Below are 23,160 nucleotides of genomic sequence, written 5' to 3' on the forward strand. Positions count from 1 at the left end.
CGGCGTGCCGTGCAGTCGCGCAACCGAGAGATTCCATGTCGATGATTCTGCCTTCGCAGGCTTATGAATTGAAGCTCGCGCCGCATCCGGCGCCGTTCTCGATCCTGAAGTTCAGCGGGCTGGACCGCGTGAGCCAGCTCTATCGATACGAGATCGAATTCACGAGCCCGGTGGCGGGGATTCCGATGGATCAGGTGCTGGGGCGACCGGCCAAGTTCAGCGCGGATCCGGTCGATCCGGACATGGATTACCTGCGGAAGATGTTCGGGGAGAACGCCGCGCAGTTCAGTGCGAAGCCGGCGGCGTACATGGTTCATGGCGTGATTACGCAGTTCGACGAGTTGGAGACGTCGGCGGACGAAACGCGCTACCGGGTCGTGCTGGAGCCGACACTGGCCGATCTCGATCGTGGCGTGACAAGCCGATTGTTTCAGAAGCAGTCGGTCGAGGAGATCGTGACCGATACGCTGCGGCATTACGGTTACCGCGCGGGTGTCGATTTCCAGTTTCAGCTGCGTGGACAGTACAAGCGTCGCGAGTACGTGACGCAGTATCACGAGACGACGTTTTCCTTCATTCAGCGCCTTTGCGCGAAAGAGGGGATCTGGTTTCGCTGGGAGCAGAAGAAGGATCGTGCGGTGGTCGTATTCGGCGACGATCTGGATGCGTATGCGCGCAAGCAGCGTACGGTGCCCTATCGGCGCGATTCGGGGCTGGAGAGCGTCGGTGCGGATGCGATCAAGTCGCTCGGGCGTGAGATGAAGCGTGTGCCGGAGGCGGTGCGGCTGCACGACTACAACCATCGACAAGCCGAGGTATCGCTGCTGGTCGAGGAGAACGCTGCGCGCGACGACAAGACGACGAATGCGGTCGATTATCGCTGGGGCGAGCATTACGAGACGCCGGAAGAGGGCAAGCGGGTTGCGCGGTTGCGGCACGAGGCCTATCTCGCGACGCAGATCACGTTCAAGGGGACGGGCAATCCGTTCTGGCTCGAAGCCGGCGAGGTGATGCGGGTCGAGCCGAAACCGGCCGACGCGAAGCACGGCGTTTTCGTTACGTCGGTCGAGTCGCACGGCGGGCGGAATGAGTCGTTCTGGGTGGCGTTCGAGGGCATTCCGTCGGATCGCGTGTGGCGCACGCCGGTGGCTTCGGTTTCACGGCCGGTGGTGGACGGAATTCTGCCGGCGCGGATTACGTCGCCGGGCAACTACAAGTATGCGTATCTGACCGAGCAGGGCTGGTACGTGATCAAGCTGCCGTTCGATCTCGATGAATGGAGCCCGGGTGGGACGAGCCGGCCGGTGCGGTTTGCGAAGCCATACAGCGGCGACAACTATGGGCATCACTTTCCGTTGATCGATGGGGCGGAGGTGGCGATCGTCCATACGGACGGCGATCCGAACCGGCCGGTGATCATCGGGGCGATGCATGACAGCGTGCATCCGGATCTGGTGAACAACCTGAACCATACGCGGAACCTTATTCGGACGGCTGCGCGCAATGAGCTGCGGATGGAGGATAAGGAGGGGAGTGAGCATATTCATTTGACCACGCCGTACCAGACCAGCGAACTCAATCTCGGACACATGGTCGACGAAAGTCGCAAAGAGCGTGGCCAAGGTGCAGAGCTTCGCACGGACGAACACGTGGCGGTACGGGGAGGGAAAGGTGTTTTCATCTCGGCCGACATGCAATCGGCATCCAATGGCCGGCAGCTCGATATGCGACCGGCGCGGGAACTGCTCGAGCTTGGCTTGCAGCAGATGCAATCCCTTGCCGATGCGGCGAAAGCAGCGGAAGCCGTTGCCGCGGATTGCGCCAATCAGAAGGTCCTGCTGGAGGAAACGCTGGCCGAACTGAAAAAGGCCGGTGTCCTGATCAGTGCGCCGGCCGGTATCGGCGTGGCGTCGGGGGATCATTTGCAGCTTACGGCGCGCAAAAACCTGATTGCAACTGCGGGGGGGAGCGCCGACATCGGTGTTGTCAAGCGATTTACGGTAGCGGCTGGCGAAACCGTATCGATGTTCGCGGCGAAACTCGGCATCAAGCTGTTCGCCGCGAAAGGCAAGGTCGCCATTCAGGCGCAAACCGACGAGTTGACGTTGGCGGCATTGAAGGACGTCACTATCACGAGCTCCGACGGCAAGCTCGTGCTTTCGGCGGCCAAGGAGGTGTGGATTGGTGCCGGCGGCTCGTATATCAGGATCGACGCCAATCGCATCGAAAACGGTACGCCGGGAGACATCCTCGAGAAGTGCGCATCGTGGAACAAACCTGGGCCCGCTTCGGCGCAGATCAATACTGCGCTGCCGAATAGCTTGCCGGCGGAGCGCCTGATGTTGAGCCTGGCAGCGTCTCCTTCGGCCATGGCGGCGATCCCGCAGGACGTTCCGTACAAGTTGTATGCGCAGGGTGCATTGGTCACGCAAGGGGTAACCGATTCGACGGGGCGAATCGCTGTCGACCATCGCCAGGGCACGAAATCGTATCGGCTTGAACTAGCCAATGGCGTTTCCTATGAGATTCCGGTCAGCGAGGAATTTCGCGGTGACGCGGCCAACGGCGAATTGGCCAACCAGGGGTTTCATTTCTACGAGCAAGGTGCCGGCGGTGACGGGGAAGATCGTGCAGCCAATCGCCAGCATTACTACCGCCTGCTGAATCCCGATACCGACACGCAGAACACGGAGGCGCAGTCATGAGTCAGCCGGCAGCCATCACGGTACCGATCGCGCAATCGTGCGGCAACGCGGCGACGTTGACGTTGCCGCACTTTGTACAAGGGGCGGAATACAAGCCAAGGAATGCGACGCACTGCCCGCTGGTGAATGGCGAGGAGGCGTTCGGCGCTGTATACGATGCGATTGCCAGCGCGCAGCACAGCGTCGATATCGTCTGCTGGGGGTTTCAGCCTTCGATGTATTTCAAGCGCGGATCGTCGGGACAGGGTTCGCTGTCGATCGGGGAATTATTGCTCGAAAGGGCGAAACACAATGTGAAGGTCCGATTGCTGGTGTGGGGCGATAAATTCCATGTTGCGCAGTTTTTGGAAAATATGATGCCCGGTGGTCGTTTCTCGCACCTGCCAGATAATCGAAACTCGGCTCAACGGGAGTTCGATGCTTGGTGGTACGAGATGGTGAAGATGGACAAGAAGAATCAAGCGGGCACCGAATGGACAGGCGTCAGTATCGCACCCATCCCCGTGCTGACGCATAAAGCCGTTCGACGTATTTTACGCAGCAAGCGTGATCCGGCATTCCGGAATATCGATTTTGCTACGCGTGATTTCGGCATGAACGAACGTGCCGAGATAGCGTGGCGTACCGCGACGGACAGCAAGTACGGCGATCGCACCAAAAATGCGAAAATTCAGAATGCCGCAGCAATGGGCCTGGCACCCTCGCATCATCAAAAAATGGTGCTGGTCGACTACGCGCATCCGGAGATCGCGACTGGCTTTGTGATGGGGCATAACACGCTTGACGAGTACTGGGATATCAGTAGCCATGGCCACGTGCGCATGCATTCACAAATGGGGCGCAACGGATTTTCGCCGAGACAGGATATCTCCGCCCGCGTCACGGGGCCGATTCTGACCGATTTGAATAAAAACTTCTGTCAGGCATGGGATGCAACGACGGGACAGCAACTGGAAAAGCAGCGAGAGTCAGCAAAAGAGCCCCTGCTCCGTTGTAGTAAAGATGACATCGCCGTGAGGGCACAGATCCTGCGCACCCAACCCCAGGTTGGGAAAGATGGCGTTAAAGACATCGAACGACTTTACCTGCAGGCGGTCAACAATACGACCAATTTTATTTATATCGAAAATCAATACTTCCGATTTCCGCCGTTAGCCGAAAAGTTGACGAAATTGGTAAAAGCGTATCAGGCTGGCGGGCGTAAGACGCCGCTCTATCTGTTCGTCGTGACCAACTCGAGCGACGACGGGATCGGGCTCGGGACGGTGAGTACCTATCACATGCTCAATGCACTCGGGCGCGCGGATGTTTTGCCTGGCGTGTCGAAATTGGAGCGTGCCGACGAATTGGAGAAGCAATACAAGGAAGCACTCAAGGCGAAGAAAGAGGCCGACCAGGCATATGAACGTGCACAGCACGTTCCTGTCAATCCATTCTCGAGTTCGGCGCAGTATGCCGTGAACAATCTCGCTGCGGCGCATCTGGATGCTATCGAGGCGGCCCAGCGGGCGAACGACTTGAAAGTCCAACTGGAAAAGGCCAAGACGGACAACCCGCAGAAGCTCAATATCCCGGGGCTCAAGGTCCATATCTGTACCCTTGTGCCACCGGACACGCCGAAAGGGCGGCCATGGGACGAGGTGTATATCCACTCCAAGCTGATGATCATCGATGACGTGTTCGTCACGCATGGTTCGGCGAACGTCAATTTGCGGAGTATGGAGGTGGATAGCGAATTGAATATTTTTCACGAGTCCATGCGTGTTACTCAGCCGCTGCGCGAGAAATTGTGGAGAATTCATGCCGGTGAAGATGGGGTGGGGGTGAAAGATAAGAATGGAAGATTGGATGCGAGAAGTGCATTCAAGGCTTGGGGAATTATTTTGTCTGAAAATAAGAGAAGGAAAAACTCTTCGGGTGACAGACCGTATGCATCGCTGGTTGAATTTTATAGAGATAATCCAAACCGTTCCTATCTGGATTAACCTATGCGCATCATCATTCCAATTTGCGTGGCGATTGCCAGTTTATCAGCCTGCTCGAAGGAGAACAACTTGCCCGGATCGTCTGATCTTGCCAGCATACGCGTCAATTTGGCGTTCACCTGTACGCACGAAGCAGATCGTCTTCCAGCCCTGGACCCAGACGCGGAAACGTTGTTCCGCTATGGTCGGTATCTACAGACGCGCGACGGCCCGAAAAACTTCGACGAGGTGGCTCGCCACTATCGGATCGCAGCGGCGCATGGTCATTACAAAGCCAATCACAACGTGCAGCAATTGGTATCGCAGGGTATGGCCAGTTCCCCGAATGCAGCGCACGAGGCGGTGGAATGGGCGAGTCGGTTGGTCAATCAGGGCATTCCGATGGGCTACTACGATATCGGCTACTACCTGAATTCAGGGTATGGCTTGAAGCAGAACAGGGAACTGGCACTGAAGTACATTCGCAAGGCGGCTGACCTTGGAAATGCCGATGCTCAATACCATGTTTCTGAATTGCTCGCCCCCCACGACAAATCGCCGGATGTCGCATCGAAAATGCTTCAATGTGCGGCCAATCAGGGGCACGGACGTGCGGCTTTTGAGCTAGGAATTGATCTTAAATACAATCAAGATTTTCGCGGTTCTGCTGTAGCTTTCCAAAAAAGTGTGGTCGCCGGAAATAGCATGTCCGCTTTGGTTCTTGAGAGATCATTTTCAGCCCCCCCGTCGACCGATAGGGGATTCTATCTTGATTTGCCAAAAGACCCCGAACGCTCTCGGCGCTATCAGTTGATTGGTAAATTTCTCGATGACAACGAACTGGCCAACCCGAAGGTTCCGGACATTGACAAAATCGTTCCGTTGCCGCCGGCAAAGCTCCCGCCGTGGGACGGTACGTTCGAATGGGAAAAGCAGCGAGCCCAAGTACCACCCAAGCCGTCGGATGAACTGATCAACCGACTGGCGAAGGAAAAGAACCTGGACCCGGCGACTGGTTTGCCTCTTTCGCCTGATGCGCAGTCGTCGCAGACGGCATCCCCGGCCGATGTAGTCGCGCGAGTCCCGCTCGGCACGGTGGCAAGAACCGGGACACGCTGTCCTGAAAGCGGTGTCTGGTGCGCACAGCTTCGTCCGGGTCTTCGGGCCGATACGACACGGGCGTTCAAGAAGGGCGAGGTGCTGCCGATGCTGGACTACTACGAACCGCGTTCGTTGGCGTTGCTCGACCGCGTGTTGGGCGAGCGGCGGCTTACTACAGAAGTCATGTGGAAGCTTGTCGCCTATGAGGTCAAGGCGTGATGACGCAGATGCGATTTGGATACGTTCTGGTAAAGACGCTAGTCGGGTTTCTCGTGCTCGCTAGCGTGAGTGCGTGTTTGAAGGCAAATGACTTGCCTGGATCGTCTGATCTTGCCAGCGTTCGCGCCAATCTGGCGTTCACCTGCGTCCACGAAGCGGATCGACTCCCTACCATCGATCTGGACGCGGACACGTTGTTCCGCTACGGCCGGTATCTGCAAACGCGTGATGGTCCGAAGGACTTCGACGAGGTGGCGCGCTACTACCGGATCGCTGCCGCGCATGGCCATTACAAGGCCAACCACAACGTTCAGCAACTGGTGTCACAGGGTATGGCAAGCTCTCCGAATGCGGCGCACGAGGCAGTGGAATGGGCGAGCCGGTTGGTCAATCAGGGTATTCCGATGGGCTACTACGATATTGGCTACTACCTGAACTCAGGGTATGGCTTAAAGCAGAACAAGGAACTCGCACTGAGATACATTCGGAGGGCGGCCGATCTTGGTAATGCCGATGCTCAATACCATGTTTCTGAATTGCTCGCCCCTCACGACAAATCTCCGGATATTTCATTGAAAATGCTGAAATGTGCGACTAATCAGGGGCATGGGCGTTCGGCTTTTGATCTGGGAATTTATCTTAAATACAATCAATATTTTCCCGGTGCTACTATAGCCTTCCAAAAAAGTGTGATTTCAGGAAATGGCATGTCGGCTATGGTTCTCGAGAAATCATTTTTAGGGCCCCCATCGACTGACAGAGGATTCTATCTTGATTTACCTGAAGACCCCGAACGCTCGCGGCGCTATCAGCTAATCGGCCGATTCCTGCGGGATAACAAACTGGCGAATCCGAAGGTGCCGGACATTGACAAGATCGTTCCGCTGCCGCCTGCGAAGCTCCCGCGGTGGGACGGCACGTTCGAATGGGAAAAGCAGCGAGCCCAAGTACCACCCAAGCCGTCGGATGAACTGATCAACCGACTGGCGAAGGAAAAGAACCTGGACCGGGCGACTGGTTTGCCTCTTTCGCCTGATGCGCAGCCGTCGCAGACGGCATCTCCGGCTGATGTAGTCGCACGACTGCCGCTCGGCACGGCGGCGAGAACTGGAGCGCGCCATCCCGAAGGCGGTATGCGGTGTGCGCGGATCCGCCGGGGCTTGCAAGCCGAGACGACACGGAAATTCAGCAAGCGCGACGTGCCGCCCATACACGACTTACACGAGCCGATCGTACTGACTTAGCGGTTTCGCGCGCGTGAGACGTCGAGACACAGCATCAACGAAACTCATGCTTAACTAATTTGCATTCCTATTAAGATGGAGAGCTATAACAATGATCGATCTCATTCGCCTCGGCGACGCGACGGATCACGGCGGAACAGTCATCACCGCGTCGAACTCGATGAACTTCGAAGGCAAACGCGTCGCCCGAAAAGGCGATGAAGTGACTTGCCCGAAGCACGATATCCGACCCAATCTCATCATCGAAGGCGATGAAACCATGTTGGACGACGGCGTACCGATTGCACGGCATGGCTATCGCGCCATGTGCGGGTGCCGTCTGATTTCCAGTCTGGTGTGAACGACCGATCATGCCGGTAGAACTTCCTCAGCTCGACCTGCCCGGCGCCGCGCCGAGGCCGCCGCGTGCAATCGTGTGGACGGTGCTGTTCGTCGTCGTCATGGTCGCCGGCGTGTCGGTGGCACTGTTGACACGGTCCAAAGACGAAGCGACCGATACCGCATGGTTCTGGGTGCGCCTGCTTGCTTTTCCTGCGTTGACGTGGTGCGTGATGTTCGGCCTGCGCCGGCACTACTACGATGAGCAGATGCAGCGACTTCAGGCCGAACGCGGCGTGCGTGCTGAAGATCGGGAGAAGGCGCTGCAGTTCGCGCGTGAACCGCTCGCCGTCCTGGGCTACACGTATTTGACCGCATTGGGCAGCACGGGCGCCGCGGTCAAGCTGGCGAGGGGTGAGCATGCGTTGAGTGCGCAGACATCGGGTGCGGGCATTGACGCGATTCGTCACACCGCACTGAGACTGAACGAGGACAAGGAAATGCCCGCGCGCTACCGGGCGTGTTTCAACGCATTGCTGGAGCAAATTTCCGATGCCGTGATGACTGTCCCAGCCAAGGTCCCGCTCGATATCCGTTTGCTCGCGCCAGCTGATGTTGATCAGGACGATCCCCTCAAGACATGGGAGTCGTGCTGGAGCGCAAAAAACCTTCGATCGGCAAAGACGAAACAGCTTTCAGTCGATCAGGGCGTGATGGCGCTCGATGAGTGGCTGGACATTCGGGGCGGTCCCGCCCTTGAACGGGCCACATTGTTCGTTTCCGCGCAACTGTACGACCACCCTCCGCAGTCGAGTGCCGAAGCGGCCGTCGGTGTGCTGCTTGCGTGGGCGCCGCTCGCCGAGCGGCATGGTTTGACGACGCGGGCGCTGCTTCATCGACCGGTGGACGCCGGTGGGCCTGGGCTGGATACGGCACTGTCCAGGGTACTGCTGTGGGGTGATGCGACCGCGGCCGAAATCAGCGATCTCTGGCAGGCTGGCATGGCCGGGCAGGACAAGCGCGCATTGCTTCAGGCCGCCTCGGATACGAAGCTGGGTGTTTCGCAAACTGCCGGACTGTCAGGCGTCCACGACGTCGATCTGGCAATCGGCCATCCCGGCGTCTGCGCGGGTTGGCTAAGTATCGCGCTCGGAATCGAGCACGCGGCGCAAACCGGCGCCCCTCAACTCATGGCATGGCACGAAGGGTCGCTGCGATTCGCGGTCGCTCGTACACCACGCGCATAAAAGCAACGGTACCTATTGCATGTTCATTCGCACGATCCTGGGGTATTGGGTTCTAGTACCGGCGGTCACCGCGGTTGTAGCGCTGCTGGCGTACTTCATGGGGGCCGACCTTCATCCGTCGCCGGCGTTTCGCGTCGGGGTCGTCATCATGGCCGGTCTGGCTGTTCTGGCGTTCCACCCTCTATTGGTTGGCGCATGGCGATGGGCTGCACGGCATGCTTCCGCTCGATCGGCGAGCCAGTACGATCGCGATCCGTCCGCCCGGATCGGCACGCGTGCCGAAGCGCAGGTGGATCTCGGTTCGTATCGCGCCCGGGGCCTTCGAGAAACGTTGCGCTCCCGACACGGATGGCGGTGGCGCTATCGTAATCACTGGGTGCTCGTGACAGGGGACGAGCCGATCGTCAATCGATTGGCTCCGGGGCTCGCGGATGCCGGGTATGTGGTTTGTGGCGACACGATTCTGATTTATGCCCGGCAAGCCGGCAACGCGCTCGATACCGGATGGCTCGACCAGATCCGGCGCATGCGCAGATCTCGGCCCGTCGACGCCGTCGTTGCATTGACGCGCAACCGTGCGTCGTCCCGCAGACCGTTCGACGCCGACGAGCTTTCTCAACGACTGGCGCGCCAGGCGCGGGCGCTGCGCTGGGCCGCGCCGGTGTATCTGGCCAACGTCACCGATTTCGGTAGCGAGTCGTCTGCACCGGACGGGACCATCGGCTTGACATGGTCAAATGCGCGGATCAACGCGGCTGAAATCGACGGGCGCTTGAGGATGCTGTCGCACAACCTCGCGGACGCGGGCGTCGTGGCGCTCAACGAGAACGTTCGGGACCGGTATCCGGCTGAGCTTTCGCAGCATCTTGCGCATGTGCGCAGTGCACTGTCGGAACTGGTGCTGCAAACGACCCAATCGAGTGTCTGGCGGCATGCGGTTCATGGCCTGCTGTTCGCACCACTCTTCACGGAGCAGGAACGGGTACCGTCGGCTCCGGGCGAGCCGGGCGACGAGCAATTCCCGCCGGAGCCGCGGTATCGATCTGTCTGGCAGACGGTCGCGGCGCACAGCCGCAATATTCGCGGACGTCGTGTGGGCCTGTCGTTTTCGGCGGCGGCTGCATGGCTGACCGGCATTCTGATCGGCTCGTGGATCATCGGCACGATGGTGTCGGGCTTTTCGAATCGTGTCGTGATTCAGACTGCCGCGGATACAGTCGCGAAATTGGCGAGCGTGCAGGACCGCACCCAGGCCATGATTTCGCTGGATGGCTTCGGCAAGCAGATCGATACTCTCGAATTCCGTCAACGCGATGGCGCACCGTTGAGGACACGTTTCGGTCTGAATCGCGACGCCGCGCTGCTTGATGCGCTTTGGCCGAGCTACGCGCAGGCCGCGAGTCGCATCCTCGTTACGCCGATCCGGGAAAGACTTGAACGCCGCCTGCATCAGCTCGCATCGCTGTCGGACGCGGAAATCGCCAGTGGTGGAGATGCACAGGTACAGGCCGCCTACGATACGCTCAGGGCGTACATGATGCTTGCGAGGCCTGAACGCGCGGTGGCGACCTTCCTGGCGCCTCAGCTGGTGGCAACGGCCGTACCCGCGCGCCCGACCGACTCGTCATTTTCAGCGGGCGCCTGGGAAGACCTTCGTCGGCGTACGATCGCATTCTTCGCAAACCACTTGACCCAGGAAAGGCCGCTGGCAATTGCTCCTGATCTCGGGCTCGTTGCGTCGACGCGCCAGACGATCGTCGGTGTACGGGGTATCCAGAGTTCGTCGGACGCGGTTTATCAACAAATCCTCGACGACGCGACGCCGAAATATCCACCGGTGTCCCTCGCTACGCTGTTGGGCGATACGAGCGGTCGAGGCGTGTTCAATACGGCAGCTACGATTCCGGGTGTCTTTACGCGCGCGGCGTGGGATGACCGCATCTCCAAGGCGATCGATGACGCAAGCGGGCAGCACAGCGTGGCGGGCGATTGGGTGCTTTCCGACGCGAAAGCCGGCAAGCAGGCGTCTTCAACGCTGAAAGTCGAACTGCGTCAGCGCTATTTCGACGATTACGCGCGGGCATGGGCGCTATTCCTCAACAGTCTGCGTTGGCAACCCGCACCAACGCTATCAGCCACGGCCGACCAACTCACGCTACTGGGCGATCCCCAACGCTCGCCGCTCGTCGCGTTGATGAATGCGATCGTGTATCAGGCGGGAACGGGCGCCAACGCCCAATCGCTGTCCGACACGCTGATCAGCAAGGCACAGCAACTGGTCGGCGCGGACGAGAAGGATCCGTCCAAGCAGGCCAAGCCGCAACTCGCACCGCTGGCGGCCGCGTTCGGCCCGATCCTGCGCCTGACCGGCAGCGACCTCGCGTCGGGAATGCCGACGAACGGCAAGGTGGCCACCACGCAAATGGCAGCGACCGGCGACCTGAGCCTGGCCCGCTATCTGGAGCGGGTCACGGCGATGCGCCTGAAGACATCGCAGATCGTTTCCAGCCCGGATCCGGACGCGATCGCACGTCTGGCCGCGCAAGCCGTGCTGCAAGGCAAGACTTCCGATATCGCCGACAGCCGCGATTACGCGAGCCGTGTCGCCGCGAGCCTCGGTGAGCAGTGGTCCGGATTCGGCGCATTGTTCCGCGCGCCGTTCGATCAGTCGTGGCAGGTCATCGTGCAGCCGGCAGCATCGAGTCTGAACGAGATGTGGCGCACCGCGATCGTGGCCGACTGGAACAAGAGCTTCGGCGGCCGCTATCCGTTCGCGGATTCCGACAACGACGCGTCGCTGCCCGAGATGGCGCGCTTCATGCGTCCGGACAGCGGCGTGATCGCGCAGTTCGTGACGTCGCAACTGGCCGGTGTCGTCGAACGGCAGGGCGACCGATGGGTCGCTTCGCAGGGAAGTGATTCCGGCGCGTTGACGATCGATCCGGCGTTTCTCAACGGGTTGAACAAGCTCACGCGCACGTCGACGGTCCTGTTCCCGTCCGGTGACGCACGCGTGCGTTACGAACTGCGGGCCGAGCCGACGCCGGGTGTCACCGACATGAGATTCGTGCTGTCCGGCCGCGAACTGCATTACTTCAACCAGAAGCAGGAATGGACGCCGTTCGAATGGCCGGGGCAGTCGCTCGAGAACCTGTCGCATATCGAATGGCAAACGGAACAGGGCGGCTTGCGTACCGCGCTCGATTCGCAGGGGCGGTTCGGCCTCGTTCGATTGCTGGAACGCGCGAAGATCACCCAGCAGGACAACGCCCGCTATCTGCTGACCTGGACGCCCGACACGAGCCAGGGCATTCCGCTCAAGGTGCAATTGCGCAGCGAGGCCGGCGGCGGTCCGCTCGATGTTCTCCAGTTGCGGAATTTCACGTTGCCGACACGCGTCTTCGTGACGGGATCGCAGAACACGGGGCCGCGGGTTTCGGCGATCAGCCCGCCGCCATTGCCTGCATCGGCGATCGCGGCCGCGAAGCATGCGGCTGTGCCGTTGCCGCCGGGGCTTCCGGGCGGGCGCGCCTTTCCGGACGAGGTCATGCCGGCGACGACAGCGCAGGCATCCGGTCAACGCGCCACGCACGAACTTGCTCAGGCGAAAACGCGAACCGCTGAACCTGGGGCGGCGAAACAGACGGCCGCGCCGAAGGCTGCGATTTCGCCATTGGCGACCACGTCGGGACTTGCCGATTCCCCCTCCGGTCCGTTCGGGCATGCCCTCAGGCTGCTCGGCGACGCATTCGTTTTTTGAGGTCTGCCATGACGCTTGCCAATTTTGTGAGGACACTCGTCGGCGGTCCCCGTATCGATTCGCTCCAGCGGGCACGGACGGATACCTGGGCCGCATGGGTCGCGCCGATACCGGGCGAGCACGCATGCGGGCGCGACCCCGGCTACGAAGACGCGTTCTTCGAACTGAAGGATGAAGCCGGCAAGCTGTCGGGTATCGATGACGGCATGATCGTCCGCGTGTGCGAACACCTGCTCAAGGAGACCGGCAAGGATTTGCGCGTCGCCGGCTACTACGCGTTCGCACGCCTGCGGCAGGACGGCCCGGCCGGATTCGCCGACGGGCTCGAACTGGCTGCCGCGCTTGTCGACCGGTTTGGCGAAGCTCTTTTGCCTGCCCGTCACGAAGCGAAGAAGGCAGCGCTCGAAATGCTCGCGACTGCGCGCGTGATCGAGACGCTGGATAGTCGTGGCGACTTTGCGCCGGTCGATCTCGAACGCGCGTTGGCCGCGCTCGATGTGCTCGTCACGCATACGGCGGCGTGGCCCGAGGCGGCTCGCCCGAACCTGCAGTCACTCGTTTCCCGCTTCGAGAAAAAGGAAGGGCCGGCACGCGGTGTCGATGCCGGCGTCACGATGCCGCCTGTGACGGCCACGGGAAAGACTTCAGCCGGACTGATCGTGTCAGCTCGCGATCTGCTCGATCAGGCGCGGGCGATGTCGGCGTGGCTCAGGGATCAGGAAAACGGCTATTTGCCGTCGGTGCGGCTCGTGCGAAGCATTCGCTGGGACACCGTGCACGACGTGCCGCCGTCGGATGCCGCGTCGCATACGCGTCTGGTGGCGCCACGCGCCGAGTTGCGACAGCAGATGAAACGCCTCGTTCTGCAAAAGCACTGGCACGAGTTGCTGGAGCGTGTCGAGGGTGCGTTCATGGAAGGCGTGAATCACCTGTGGTTCGACCTGCAGTATTTCCAGCACGTCGGGCTCGACCACGTCGGCACACCGTACAGCGCATGGCGTGAATTGCTGCGCACCGACTTCGCGCTGTTTCTCGAACGACTGCCCGGCATCGAACGGCTGGCATTCAGCGACGGCACACCGTTCGCCGACGACACCACACTCGAATGGATTGCCCGGCATGCGGTCGTACGTGATCTGGAGGCCGGCGAGACGGTTGCGCCGCTGCCAGTTTCCGCGGATAGCGCGAGCGACGCGGCGGGCGACTGGCCGGAGATCGAAACCCAGGCTCGCGAGCTCGCTGCCCGTGACGGCATCGAAACGGCCTTTGCGTGGCTCGAAGCGCTGCCCGGCATGAAAACCGATCGACATCGCTATTTGCAGCGGCTCGTGATGGCCCGCCTGGCCGACCATGCCGGCCGTCACGATGCGGCGCTCGCACTCCTTGCAGAACTCGACGGAATGTCCCGTTCGCTGCCGTTGATGCGCTGGGAGCCGGCGCTGACGTTCGAGGTCAAGCAGCAACTGGTCAAAGCACTGAAAGCGATGAGCAGCCGCAAGGACGCCGACAAGCAGGCGTTCGCACGCCGCATCGGCGAGCTGCAGGCGGAACTCACGGTACTCGATCCCGCCCGCGCGTTGACCCTTTCGTAACGGATTCCCATGGACAACAACGATCCCATCCTGCGCTACTACGAAGCGGAAATGCGCTATTTGCGCGAATCCGGCAAGGAATTCGCGAAGGCGCATCCCGACCGTGCGCGCCTGCTCAATCTCGACCGCGTCGGCGATCGCGATCCGTATGTCGAACGCCTGTTCGAAGGTTTTGCGTTTCTGACGGGCCGGCTCCAGCAAAAACTCGACGACGAACTGCCCGAACTGACCGAAGGGCTCGTCAGTTTGTTGTGGCCGCACTATCTGCGGATGATTCCTTCGCTGTCGATCGTCGAGCTGACGCCGTTCGCGGAGAAACTGCAGAAAACGGTAGTCGTGCCGGCCGGCGTGCCGGTGCGTTCCGCGCCGATCAACGTGCCGGCCGCGGGCCGCGCGGAGGGCGCGGCGCCGCCGACCGTGCGATGTCTGTACCGGACCACGCAGGATGTCGCGCTGCAGCCGGTGTCGCTCACGCATGCCGCGCCGGCCGTGCGACACGACGGGCGATCGGTGATCCGCTTCGGCTTCGCGTTGCAAGCGTCGGCGCTGCGCAAGGAGACGGATCTGTCGCGGCTGCGGTTGCATTTGAACGCCGATTTGCCGACCGCATTCGCGATGCATCTTGCGCTGACGCGTCAGGTCGACGCGATTCACTGGCGCGTTCCGGAAATACGCGATGGCGAATCCGTGCCGCTGCCGGGCGTCACGATCGAGCCGGCGGGATTTTCGACGGAGGAACGGCTGTGGCCCAAGGCCGACGCGGCGTTCTCCGGATATCAGTTGCTGCTTGAATACTTCACGTTTCGCGAGAAATTCCTGTTCGTCGATCTGTGCGGACTCGACATCACGAAGCTGCCTGAAAAATCGACCCGCTGTGAACTGGAGATCGTTCTGAAGGAAGCCTATCCGTCGGATCAGCGATTCAGCGCGGACAACGTGCGATTGTTCTGTTCACCGGTGATCAACCTGTTCGAACTGGATGCCGAGCCGATCGAGATCGACCATCACGAAACCGAGTATCGCGTCGTGCCGGCCGGTCATCAGGGCGAGCATGTCGAAACGTATTCGGTCGATGCGATCGCGACGTTCGATCACGATACGGCCGAGCGATACGAATACGTGCCGTTCACGACGTTCCGGCATCGCGGCGGCATGCTGCGGCATGAGGCGCCGGAGCGCTATTTCCATACACGCGTGCGTTCCGGCGTATCGGGGCTGCACGAAATGTGGGTGATTCTCGGCGGGCATGCGTGGGAAACGATGGATACGCTGCCGGAGGAAAGCCTGTCGCTGCGCGTAACGGGCACGAACGGGCTGCTGCCGCGCAAGGGGCTGCGGGAAGCCAGTCTCGACGAGCTCGCGGCCAGCACGCCGAACGTCGCGAGCGTGCGCAATCTCGTGTCGCCGACGTTGCCACTGCATCCGCCGACCGAAGATCGTTTCCAGTGGCGTGTGCTGTCGCATCTCGCGCCCAACTTCCTGTCGATGATGAACGCGGAGGTGTTGCGCGGCGCTTTGGCGCTGTACGACTGGACGAACGACGAACTGAACCGGCGGCGGCTCGCCGGCATCCTGCATGTGTCGCAGGAAATGATCGAGGAGGTGTCGGGCGGGGCGGTCGAGCGCGGCGTGCTGATCGAGGTCACGCTCGATGCGCATGCGTTCTCGGGCGAAGGCGACGTGATGCTGTTCGGCGAGTTGCTGCACCGGTTCTTCGGAGCCTACGCGGAGATCAATCTGTTCACGAGGCTGGCGATCGTCAGCCTGCCATCGCGGTCGCGGACGGAGTGGCCGCGCAGCAAGGCGGGGCGGGCACCGCTATGAGTGCATCGATCGACCGGATGAGTGCCGAAGCTGCTGAATCGAAGAGCCTGTCGGCCGTGGCGGCCAGGCTGTTCGAACGGGCGCCGAAGATGACTTTCATGCAGTTCTGTCGTCTTTTGGAGGCATGTGCGCCCGAACGTCCCGGATTCGGCACACGCGACACGCCGGAGCACGAGCCGGTGAGGTTCCGGCCGCGCCCTCGGTTGGGCTTTCCCGCAGGCGAGATGGCCGCGGTCGAATTCGACGATGAGCATCCCGCTGCGCCGCCGACTGTACGTACTACCTTCATGGGGCTTTACGGCGTCGATGCCGCGATGCCGTCGCATACGATCGACGAGATCGCGTTGCGCGAAGAGGGGCATGAGGCGGTCGAGGCCTTTCTCGATCCGTTCAATCACCGAATCGCGACGTTGCTGTATCGCGCATGGAAGAAGTATCGGTATCCGGAGCGTTTTCGGGCCGGCGGTGTCGACGATTATTCGCGGAGCCTGTTGTGTCTGCTGGGGTTCGGATGGGGCGACAAGCCTTTGCGGGCGGGCCTGCCGGATTCGCGGCTGCTCGCGTTGTCGGGGCTGTTGATTCAGCGGACGCGCACGTCGGAAGGGCTGGCCGGCGTGGTGGCGCTCGCCGCGCCGGGGGCGGAGGTTCGCGTCGACGAGTTTTGGGCGGTGACGACGAGTACCGGTCGGCCGAAGCCGTTGACGTCGACGAAGCCGGCTGCGGGCGGGCTGTCGGACGGCAATCGCAACGGGCTCGGTGGCGGCTATGTGCTCGGCTGGCGTCTCGCGTATCGCAGCCGGGCAGTGCGCGTGACGTTGCGGCCAGCCGATGCGCGGCAGGCTCAGGATCTGCTGCCGGGCGCATGGCTGCATCGAGAGGTGATGGCATTCATCCAGCTATATGTGGGCATCAAGGCCGATGTGTACTTGCGGATGGAGGTGTCGTCACGGTTCGTTCCGCATCCGTCCGTCGGGATCGAGCGTACCGGCCCGGCGCCGCGTCTCGGCTGGACGACGGTGTTGCCATCTGCCGACGAACGGCTGATCGATATTGCGCTGGGCGCCTACGAGGCATTGCCCGCGCCGCAACCCAACCCGCATCTCGTGCCGCGCACGATCTGATTCCGGAGTCTTCATGTTCTATCGAATGAGTGCGGCTACGGCTGCCGCCGTATTGCTTCTGTCGGGCTGTGGTGCGTGGCAGTCGGTATCGGACGCGTCGTCGAATGCCTACCGCGCAGTGTTTTTCAAGCAGGTGAAGGTGCTTGATGTCGATCTGACTGCGCGTGCCGCATTGAATCCGGACGACGTAGGACGGCCCACGTCGGTTGCCGTACGCGTCTATCAACTGAAGGATCGCAAGGCGTTCGATGGGGCGTCGTATGACGATCTGCTGAAGAACGATCGGACTGTGCTGGCTCAGGATCTGCAAGCGGATATGTCGGCTGTTGTGAACCCCGGCGCCTCGTCGAGCTTGTCTCAACCGATGCAACGCGAGACGGAGTATGTGGCGTTCGTCGCGTTGTACCGCGTCCCCGGAGCTGCGGCAGACTGGAAGCGGGTCATCGAGAAAAAGAAGCTTGATCCGGATAAGCCTCTACGTCTCGGCTTGACGTCGAATGGATTGCAAATGACGGGGGATAGGTCGAAATGAAAGTCGTGCAACCCATTCGGAGCGGGAACAACCCATTCACGCTGTCTAAACGACTCAGGCTGGCAGTTTTGCTTGGCGTGATCGTGTCCGCTCACGCGGTGGCTCGTGATGTGCCGTCTCCATCCATTGCGCCGCTCGCTGGAAAGCCGGACGGCTTCGTTCCCAAAGGCTGGAAGCTGGAATTTCAGACGAAGGGCGACCTGAACGGCGATGGCCGCGACGATCTTGTGCTGGTCTTACGTGACAATGATCCTGCGAACGTGATATCGCATGACGGCATGTGCGAGAACCCGTTCGACGCGAATCCGCGCATTCTTGTCGTTGCCTTTGCGCAGCCGGATGGCCGGTACGCTGTCGCGTTGCGAAACGATACGCTCATACCGGTCCGGGAATCTCCCTGTCTCGCGGATGCTCTGGAAGAGGGGAACGTGATTGTCGACCGGGGCGCGTTGCGGGTCACGCTGAGTCGCTTTGCCAGTGCTGGGAGTTGGGAAATGGGATCCACCACCCATACGTTCCGGTGGCAGGACCGAAATTTCATGCTGATCGGCTATGACAACTTCTCGACGATGCGCAATACGGGCGTCGTACGAAACCTCAGTGTGAACTACTCGACAGGCAAGGCCAAGATATCGATCGGAAATGTGTCCGACGACCGCGAACGTACACGCTGGGTAAAGCTGCATACGCAGCGTCGCTGGACACTGGAGCAGATTGGCGACGGCTTCGAGTTTTCCCGGTCGCTGCCGAGCATCGAATAGTCGTCGATGCTGGCGTGCATGGCGTCATCACGACGCCATGTTCTCCGACCCATGCGCCGGACAACCGGCGGCATGGGCTGCACTGGGATCACCGGTCATCTTCCCGCACCGAAGAAGGATGCCGGCACAGCGCCCGCACTTCCATCTCCATATACGGGAACAGCGGCAGCTGGCTCAGCAGGTCATGCAGTTGCTGCACGCTCTCGACGTCGAAAATACTGACGTTCGCATACTGCCCGGCGATTCGCCACAGATGACGCCACGTCCCTTCGTTCATCAGCCGCTGGCACATCGCCTTCTCTTCCGCCTTCAGCGTGGCCGCCTTGACCGGATCCATGTCCGCCGGCAGGCGAACGGTCATTTCCACATGAAACAGCATCCTGCACTCCTTGCGTTGTCGATTCGTCGAACGGGAAGGGCGCTCACGCCTGCGCGCGGGCCCGCTCGACTTCGCTGCCCGGCACGTCCTGCTTGTCCTTGAGCAGCGAGAAGTCGAAGTCGATCAGCGCGAACTGCCCGTCGACGCCGTACGGCTTGCCTTCCGCGCCCTCAGCCTGCTTGACCGGCGGGATCAGCCCGTCGCGCGTCGCGAACGCGAAGTCGTCCCACAGATGCGGATCGCCATCGATGTTGATCTGCGTCGTCAGCTTACGATAACCGTCCGCGGAAACGAAGAAGTGGACGTGCGCCGGACGATGGCCGTGGCGGCCGAGCTGGTCGAGCAACTGCTCGGTCTTGCTGCCCGGCGGCACGCTGTAGCCGACCGGCAGCACGCTGCGGAAGCTGTAGCGGCCTTCGGCATCGGTGCGGATCGAGCGGCGCAGGTTGAACGCGGGCTGCGACGCGTCGAAGTACGAGTAATTGCCCAGATGGTTTGCATGCCACACCTCGACCAGCGCGTTCGCGAGCGGCGCGCCGTCCTGGCCGAGCACCCGGCCGCGCATGATCAGCGTCTGGCCCGGATCGGTGCCGTCGTCGAGACGCGCGTGGCCGACCGATTCCGGCGCACCGGCGACATACAGCGGCCCTTCGATCGTACGCGGCGTGCCGCCCTGGATGCCGGCCTTCGCCTCGGCTTCGTCCATCCGCACGTCGAGGAAGCGCTCGAGGCCGAGGCCCGCGGCGATCAGCCCGAATTCGCGGCCGGCTTCGTTCAGGAAGTTGAGCGCGGTCCAGAATTCGCTCGGCTGCACGTCGAAGTCCTCGATCGTGTAGCAGAGGTCCTTCACGATCCGGTTGACGATCGCGCGCACGCGCGGGTTGCCGGGCTTCTCGGCGGCGTCGTCGAAGGTCTTCAGCAGGGCGTCGATGGCTTGCTTGTTCATCTGTGTCTCCGGTTTCGGTTGTCGTGTGGGGATCAGTGGGCGTCGCGTCGCATCCGTTCGATGCGGGCCCAGTCGAAGGTGATGCCGAGGCCGGGCGTCGCCGGCAGATGCAGCTTGAAATCCTGGTAGCGCAGCGGCTCGACGAGGATCTCCTCGGTGAGCAGCAGCGGGCCGAACAGTTCGGTGCCCCATTTCAGCGAGTCGAACGTGCTGAACAGTTGCGCGGACGCCATCGTGCCGGCCGCGCCTTCGAGCATCGTGCCGCCGTACAGGTCGATGCCGGCCGCCGCCGCGATCGACGCGACGCTCGCCGCGCCCTGCAGGCCGCCCGATTGCGCGATCTTCACCGCGAACACGTCGGCCGCGCGATCCTGCGCGAGCGCGAATGCATCGACGGGGCCGTGCAGCGCCTCGTCGGCCATGATCGGCACCTGTGCGAGTCGCGTGAGGCGTTTGAGCCCCGCGCGGTTGGTCGCGGCGATCGGCTGCTCGACGAGGCTCACGCCGGCTTCCGCCAACCGCGCGCAGGCCCAGATCGCATCGGTCTCGCTCCAGGCCTGATTCACGTCGACCCGCACGTCGCCGCGCTCGCCGAGCGCGCGCTTGATCGCGACCACGTGCGCCACGTCGTCGGCGACGGCGTTCGAGCCGATCTTCAGCTTGAACGCGCGATGGCGGCGGGCATCGAGCATCGCTTCGGCTTCCGCGATGTCGCGCTGCGTGTCGCCGCTCGCGAGCGTCCATGCGACATCGACCGCGTCGGTCCGGCGTCCGCCGAACAGTTCGGACAGCGGCACGCCGAGACGCTGCGCCTGCGCGTCGAACAGCGCGGTCTCGATCGCGCACTTCGCGAAGCGGTTGCCCTGGAACAGCTTGCGTGCCCGCGCCATCGCGGCGCCCGGACGCGTCGCGTCCATGCCTTGCAGCAGCGGCACGAAGTAGGTATCGATATTGACCTTGATGCTTTCGGGGCTCTCCTCGCCGTACGCGAGGCCGCCGATGGTCGTCGCCTCGCCGACGCCTTCGATACCGTCCGTGCATCGAATTCGGATCAGTACGAGCGTCTGGCAATTCATCGTCGCGACCGACAATTTGTGGGGCCGGATCGTCGGCACGTCGACGAGCAACGTCTCGATGCGTTCGATGGTGGCGGCAGTTGCTATCATGCGATTCCTCCTGTTGGTGCACATGGTAGGAATTCCCGCCCCGCGTCGTCCAACACTCTTTCCGACTACTTCCATACCTTCGAGGCATGAAATGGAATTGCGCCAGCTCCGTTACTTCATCGCCGTCGCCGAGGAAATGAACATCACGCGGGCCGCGGAGCGCCTTCACATGACGCAGCCGCCGCTGAGCCGCCAGCTCCAGGCGATCGAGGAAGAGATCGGATTGCCGCTGTTCGAGCGCGGCGCGCGGCCGCTGAAACTGACCGATGCCGGGCGTGTGTTCTATGCGCAGGCGAAACGTCTGGTCGACCAGGCCGACGAACTGGGGCCGCTGACACGGCGGCTCGCGCAGTCGTCGGAGCGGATCGTGATCGGCTTCGTGCCGTCGGCGCTGTACGGCGCGCTGCCGGACGTGATCCGTGCGTTTCGCGAGGCGCAGCCGGACGTCGAGCTGTCGCTGATCGAAATGTTCACGCTCGAACAGCTCGGCGCGCTGAAGGGCGGGCGGATCGACGTGGGGTTCGGCCGCCTGCGCTTCGACGACGACCAACTGGTGCGCGAGGCGCTGATCGAGGAAAAGCTGATCGCGGCGCTGCCGGTCGGGCACCGGCTCGCCGATCCGGCCCGGCCGCTGACGCTCGCGGATCTCGCGAACGAGACGATGATCGTCTACCCGAGCACGCCGCGGCCGAGCTTCGCCGATCAGCAGTTGTCGGCGTTGCGCGACGGCGCGGTCGTGCCGGCGGCCGTGCACGAGGTGCGCGAGCTGCAGACGGCGCTCGGGCTCGTCGCCGCGCAGGTGGGCGTGTCGCTGGTACCGGAGAGCGTGGAGGGCGTGCGCGTGAAGGGCGTCGTCTATCGGCGCTTGCCGGAGCCGGGCGCGACGTCGCCGATCATCATGAGCCGCCGGCTGCATGGCGAAAGCGCGGCGACGGCCGCGTTCTGCGCGATCGCGCGGGAGATGATCGTGCCGGCGGCGTGACGTCATGAACTGCAACTAACGGTCGATCCCGGACGCGCAGCCGAATTCCGACAGGGCGGTGCGACGAGAGCCGTTCCGGCACGGTCAAAGCCGGCGAGTAAGCCGCCGCGTGGTGAGGGTGGTGCGCAAGCGCAGCGGGACGACCGTCACGCCTGACGCTGCGCGTCGAGCGTCTCCGACGGCGATTCGCCGAACCTTTCCCGATATGCGATCGCGAACCGCCCGAGATGGGTAAACCCGCAATCGAGCGCGATATCGGCGATCCGCCGGTCGGCTGCCGCGCCGCGCAGCAGTTCGCGCGCGTGCGCGAGCCGCGTCGCACGCAGGTATTGCATCGGGCTCATCCCGCGGAATTGCAGGAACGCGTCGCGCAGCGTCCGTTCGGGCACGTTGGCGGCCTGGACGATATCGGCAAGCTGCAGCGGCTGCGCATAGTGCGCATCGACGAATTCCTGCGCGCGCCGCACGAAGCCCGGCGCCGGGTCGCGGTGCGACGCCTGCAGCACGGACGGCGGATGGCCTTCGATCAGCAGGTCGATCAGCAGATGCTCGAGCTGCGACGCGACACGCGGGTTCGCGTTCGCGCGTTCGAGCAGCTCGGGCGACCGCGCGACGAGCATCAGCTGCTCGCGCCACGCGGCGAGCGCGGCGTCGCTGACGTGCAGCACCGGGTCGAGCGTCGTGCGCGGGTCGCCGGTCAGCGCGCCGACGGTCGCCGCGTCGATGCGCAGCACGAACTGCTCGCAATCGGCCGACAGCACCGCGTCGAAGCGTTCGCCGGGCGCGCACAGCACGCCGGTCTGCCCGTCGACGCCGAGCTGCCGCCCCATCGCGCGCACTTCGGCCTGGCCGGACAGGCAGAACATCAGCAGGTAATAGCCGTCGACGGCGTCGACCTGCACGCGCATCGCGTCGCCGAACGCGATCGTGCCGATCCCGAGCCCGCCCAGCCGGACGAAATCCATGTGCGACGCGCCCCGTACGCGGCCGCTCGGCAGCAGCGCGTGCGGCTGCATCACGCGCGAGATCCGCTCGCGCGTCTCGTCGAGATCGCGGGATTCGAACAGCCGGTGCGCGCGCAGCGCGAGCGGCTCGAACGACGTTGGGGACATGGGCCTCAGCCTTGGTATGGACGACGCGCGCTTCGATCCGATGAATGGGTCGCGATCGTGCGCCGGGTCGCGTGTGCCGTCATGCTAGCGCAGAAATCCGCCGAAAGTGGATATTGCGCCGCCGCAATCGCACTTTCCGGATAGACGCCGAATATTAGCTTTTCAAAAATCGGCTCCATGCATTCAA

General features: G+C 62.3%; 17 protein-coding genes. 13 read left to right on the forward strand and 4 right to left on the reverse strand.

The window, feature by feature from the left end; genetic code table 11:
- Positions 1-35: 35 nt before the first annotated feature.
- The 12 genes from vgrG (at position 36) to J8I33_RS04910 (ending at position 18,388) form a co-directional block, all read left to right on the forward strand.
- On the forward strand, positions 36-2,705 hold the full coding sequence (gene vgrG, locus J8I33_RS04855) for a type VI secretion system Vgr family protein (RefSeq protein WP_209933585.1): 2,670 nt from the start codon (positions 36-38) through the stop codon (positions 2,703-2,705).
- Positions 2,702-4,690, forward strand: a complete 1,989-nt coding sequence (locus J8I33_RS04860) for a phospholipase D-like domain-containing protein (protein ID WP_209933592.1) — start codon at positions 2,702-2,704, stop codon at positions 4,688-4,690. The genes vgrG and J8I33_RS04860 overlap by 4 nt, the downstream gene beginning before the upstream one ends.
- Before the next feature lie 3 nt (positions 4,691-4,693).
- Entirely contained in the window at positions 4,694-5,989 is a 1,296-nt protein-coding gene (locus tag J8I33_RS04865; RefSeq protein WP_209933597.1) for a sel1 repeat family protein, read from the forward strand.
- A complete protein-coding gene (locus J8I33_RS04870) occupies positions 5,989-7,233 on the forward strand; it encodes a sel1 repeat family protein (RefSeq protein WP_245171527.1) in 1,245 nt (414 codons plus the stop codon). Before J8I33_RS04865 ends, J8I33_RS04870 begins: the two co-directional genes overlap by 1 nt.
- A gap of 91 nt (positions 7,234-7,324) precedes the next feature.
- Positions 7,325-7,573 carry a PAAR domain-containing protein gene (locus tag J8I33_RS04875; protein WP_209924718.1) on the forward strand — a complete coding sequence of 83 codons (249 nt, stop codon included), beginning with the start codon at positions 7,325-7,327 and terminating at the stop codon, positions 7,571-7,573.
- A gap of 10 nt (positions 7,574-7,583) precedes the next feature.
- Positions 7,584-8,798: a hypothetical protein gene (locus J8I33_RS04880; RefSeq protein ID WP_209933605.1), complete on the forward strand. Its 1,215-nt coding sequence runs from the start codon at positions 7,584-7,586 to the stop codon at positions 8,796-8,798.
- A 19-nt stretch (positions 8,799-8,817) separates the two neighbouring features.
- Entirely contained in the window at positions 8,818-12,558 is a 3,741-nt protein-coding gene (locus tag J8I33_RS04885; protein ID WP_209933610.1) for an ImcF-related family protein, read from the forward strand.
- Between the two features lie 8 nt (positions 12,559-12,566).
- On the forward strand, positions 12,567-14,150 hold the full coding sequence (gene tssA, locus J8I33_RS04890; RefSeq protein WP_209933620.1) for a type VI secretion system protein TssA: 1,584 nt from the start codon (positions 12,567-12,569) through the stop codon (positions 14,148-14,150).
- A gap of 9 nt (positions 14,151-14,159) precedes the next feature.
- Positions 14,160-15,974, forward strand: coding sequence for a type VI secretion system baseplate subunit TssF (gene tssF, locus J8I33_RS04895; protein WP_209933628.1), 1,815 nt, complete (start codon positions 14,160-14,162; stop codon positions 15,972-15,974).
- Between the two features lie 17 nt (positions 15,975-15,991).
- Positions 15,992-17,095 (forward strand): type VI secretion system baseplate subunit TssG, encoded by a 1,104-nt coding sequence (gene tssG / locus J8I33_RS04900; RefSeq protein ID WP_245171540.1) that lies wholly within the window; start codon positions 15,992-15,994, stop codon positions 17,093-17,095.
- 13 nt (positions 17,096-17,108) lie between these two features.
- Positions 17,109-17,627, forward strand: coding sequence for a type VI secretion system lipoprotein TssJ (tssJ, locus tag J8I33_RS04905; RefSeq protein ID WP_209924724.1), 519 nt, complete (start codon positions 17,109-17,111; stop codon positions 17,625-17,627).
- Positions 17,624-18,388 carry a hypothetical protein gene (locus J8I33_RS04910; RefSeq protein ID WP_209924725.1) on the forward strand — a complete coding sequence of 255 codons (765 nt, stop codon included), beginning with the start codon at positions 17,624-17,626 and terminating at the stop codon, positions 18,386-18,388. The genes tssJ and J8I33_RS04910 overlap by 4 nt, the downstream gene beginning before the upstream one ends.
- Before the next feature lie 88 nt (positions 18,389-18,476).
- On the opposite strand, the gene catC is transcribed toward J8I33_RS04910, so the two are convergent.
- The 3 genes from catC to J8I33_RS04925 are packed head-to-tail and all read right to left on the reverse strand — an operon-like array spanning position 18,477 to position 20,879.
- Entirely contained in the window at positions 18,477-18,767 is a 291-nt protein-coding gene (gene catC, locus J8I33_RS04915; RefSeq protein ID WP_209924726.1) for a muconolactone Delta-isomerase, read from the reverse strand.
- A gap of 43 nt (positions 18,768-18,810) precedes the next feature.
- The gene (gene catA, locus J8I33_RS04920; RefSeq protein WP_209924727.1) at positions 18,811-19,713 is read right to left on the reverse strand and encodes a catechol 1,2-dioxygenase; all 903 of its coding nucleotides are present in this window, start codon (positions 19,711-19,713) and stop codon (positions 18,811-18,813) included.
- A 32-nt stretch (positions 19,714-19,745) separates the two neighbouring features.
- On the reverse strand, positions 19,746-20,879 hold the full coding sequence (locus tag J8I33_RS04925) for a muconate/chloromuconate family cycloisomerase (protein ID WP_209933635.1): 1,134 nt from the start codon (positions 20,877-20,879) through the stop codon (positions 19,746-19,748).
- Positions 20,880-20,970: 91 nt separating this feature from the next.
- On the opposite strand from J8I33_RS04925, the gene J8I33_RS04930 reads away from it, so the two are divergent.
- Positions 20,971-21,861 carry a LysR family transcriptional regulator gene (locus tag J8I33_RS04930; RefSeq protein ID WP_050017395.1) on the forward strand — a complete coding sequence of 297 codons (891 nt, stop codon included), beginning with the start codon at positions 20,971-20,973 and terminating at the stop codon, positions 21,859-21,861.
- Between the two features lie 146 nt (positions 21,862-22,007).
- On the opposite strand, the gene andR is transcribed toward J8I33_RS04930, so the two are convergent.
- Positions 22,008-22,973 (reverse strand): anthranilate 1,2-dioxygenase regulatory protein AndR, encoded by a 966-nt coding sequence (gene andR, locus J8I33_RS04935; protein ID WP_209933642.1) that lies wholly within the window; start codon positions 22,971-22,973, stop codon positions 22,008-22,010.
- Positions 22,974-23,160: the final 187 nt, after the last annotated feature.

It is taken from the genome of Burkholderia sp. AcTa6-5, assembly GCF_017815075.1.
Taxonomy (GTDB): Bacteria; Pseudomonadota; Gammaproteobacteria; order Burkholderiales; family Burkholderiaceae; genus Burkholderia; species Burkholderia sola.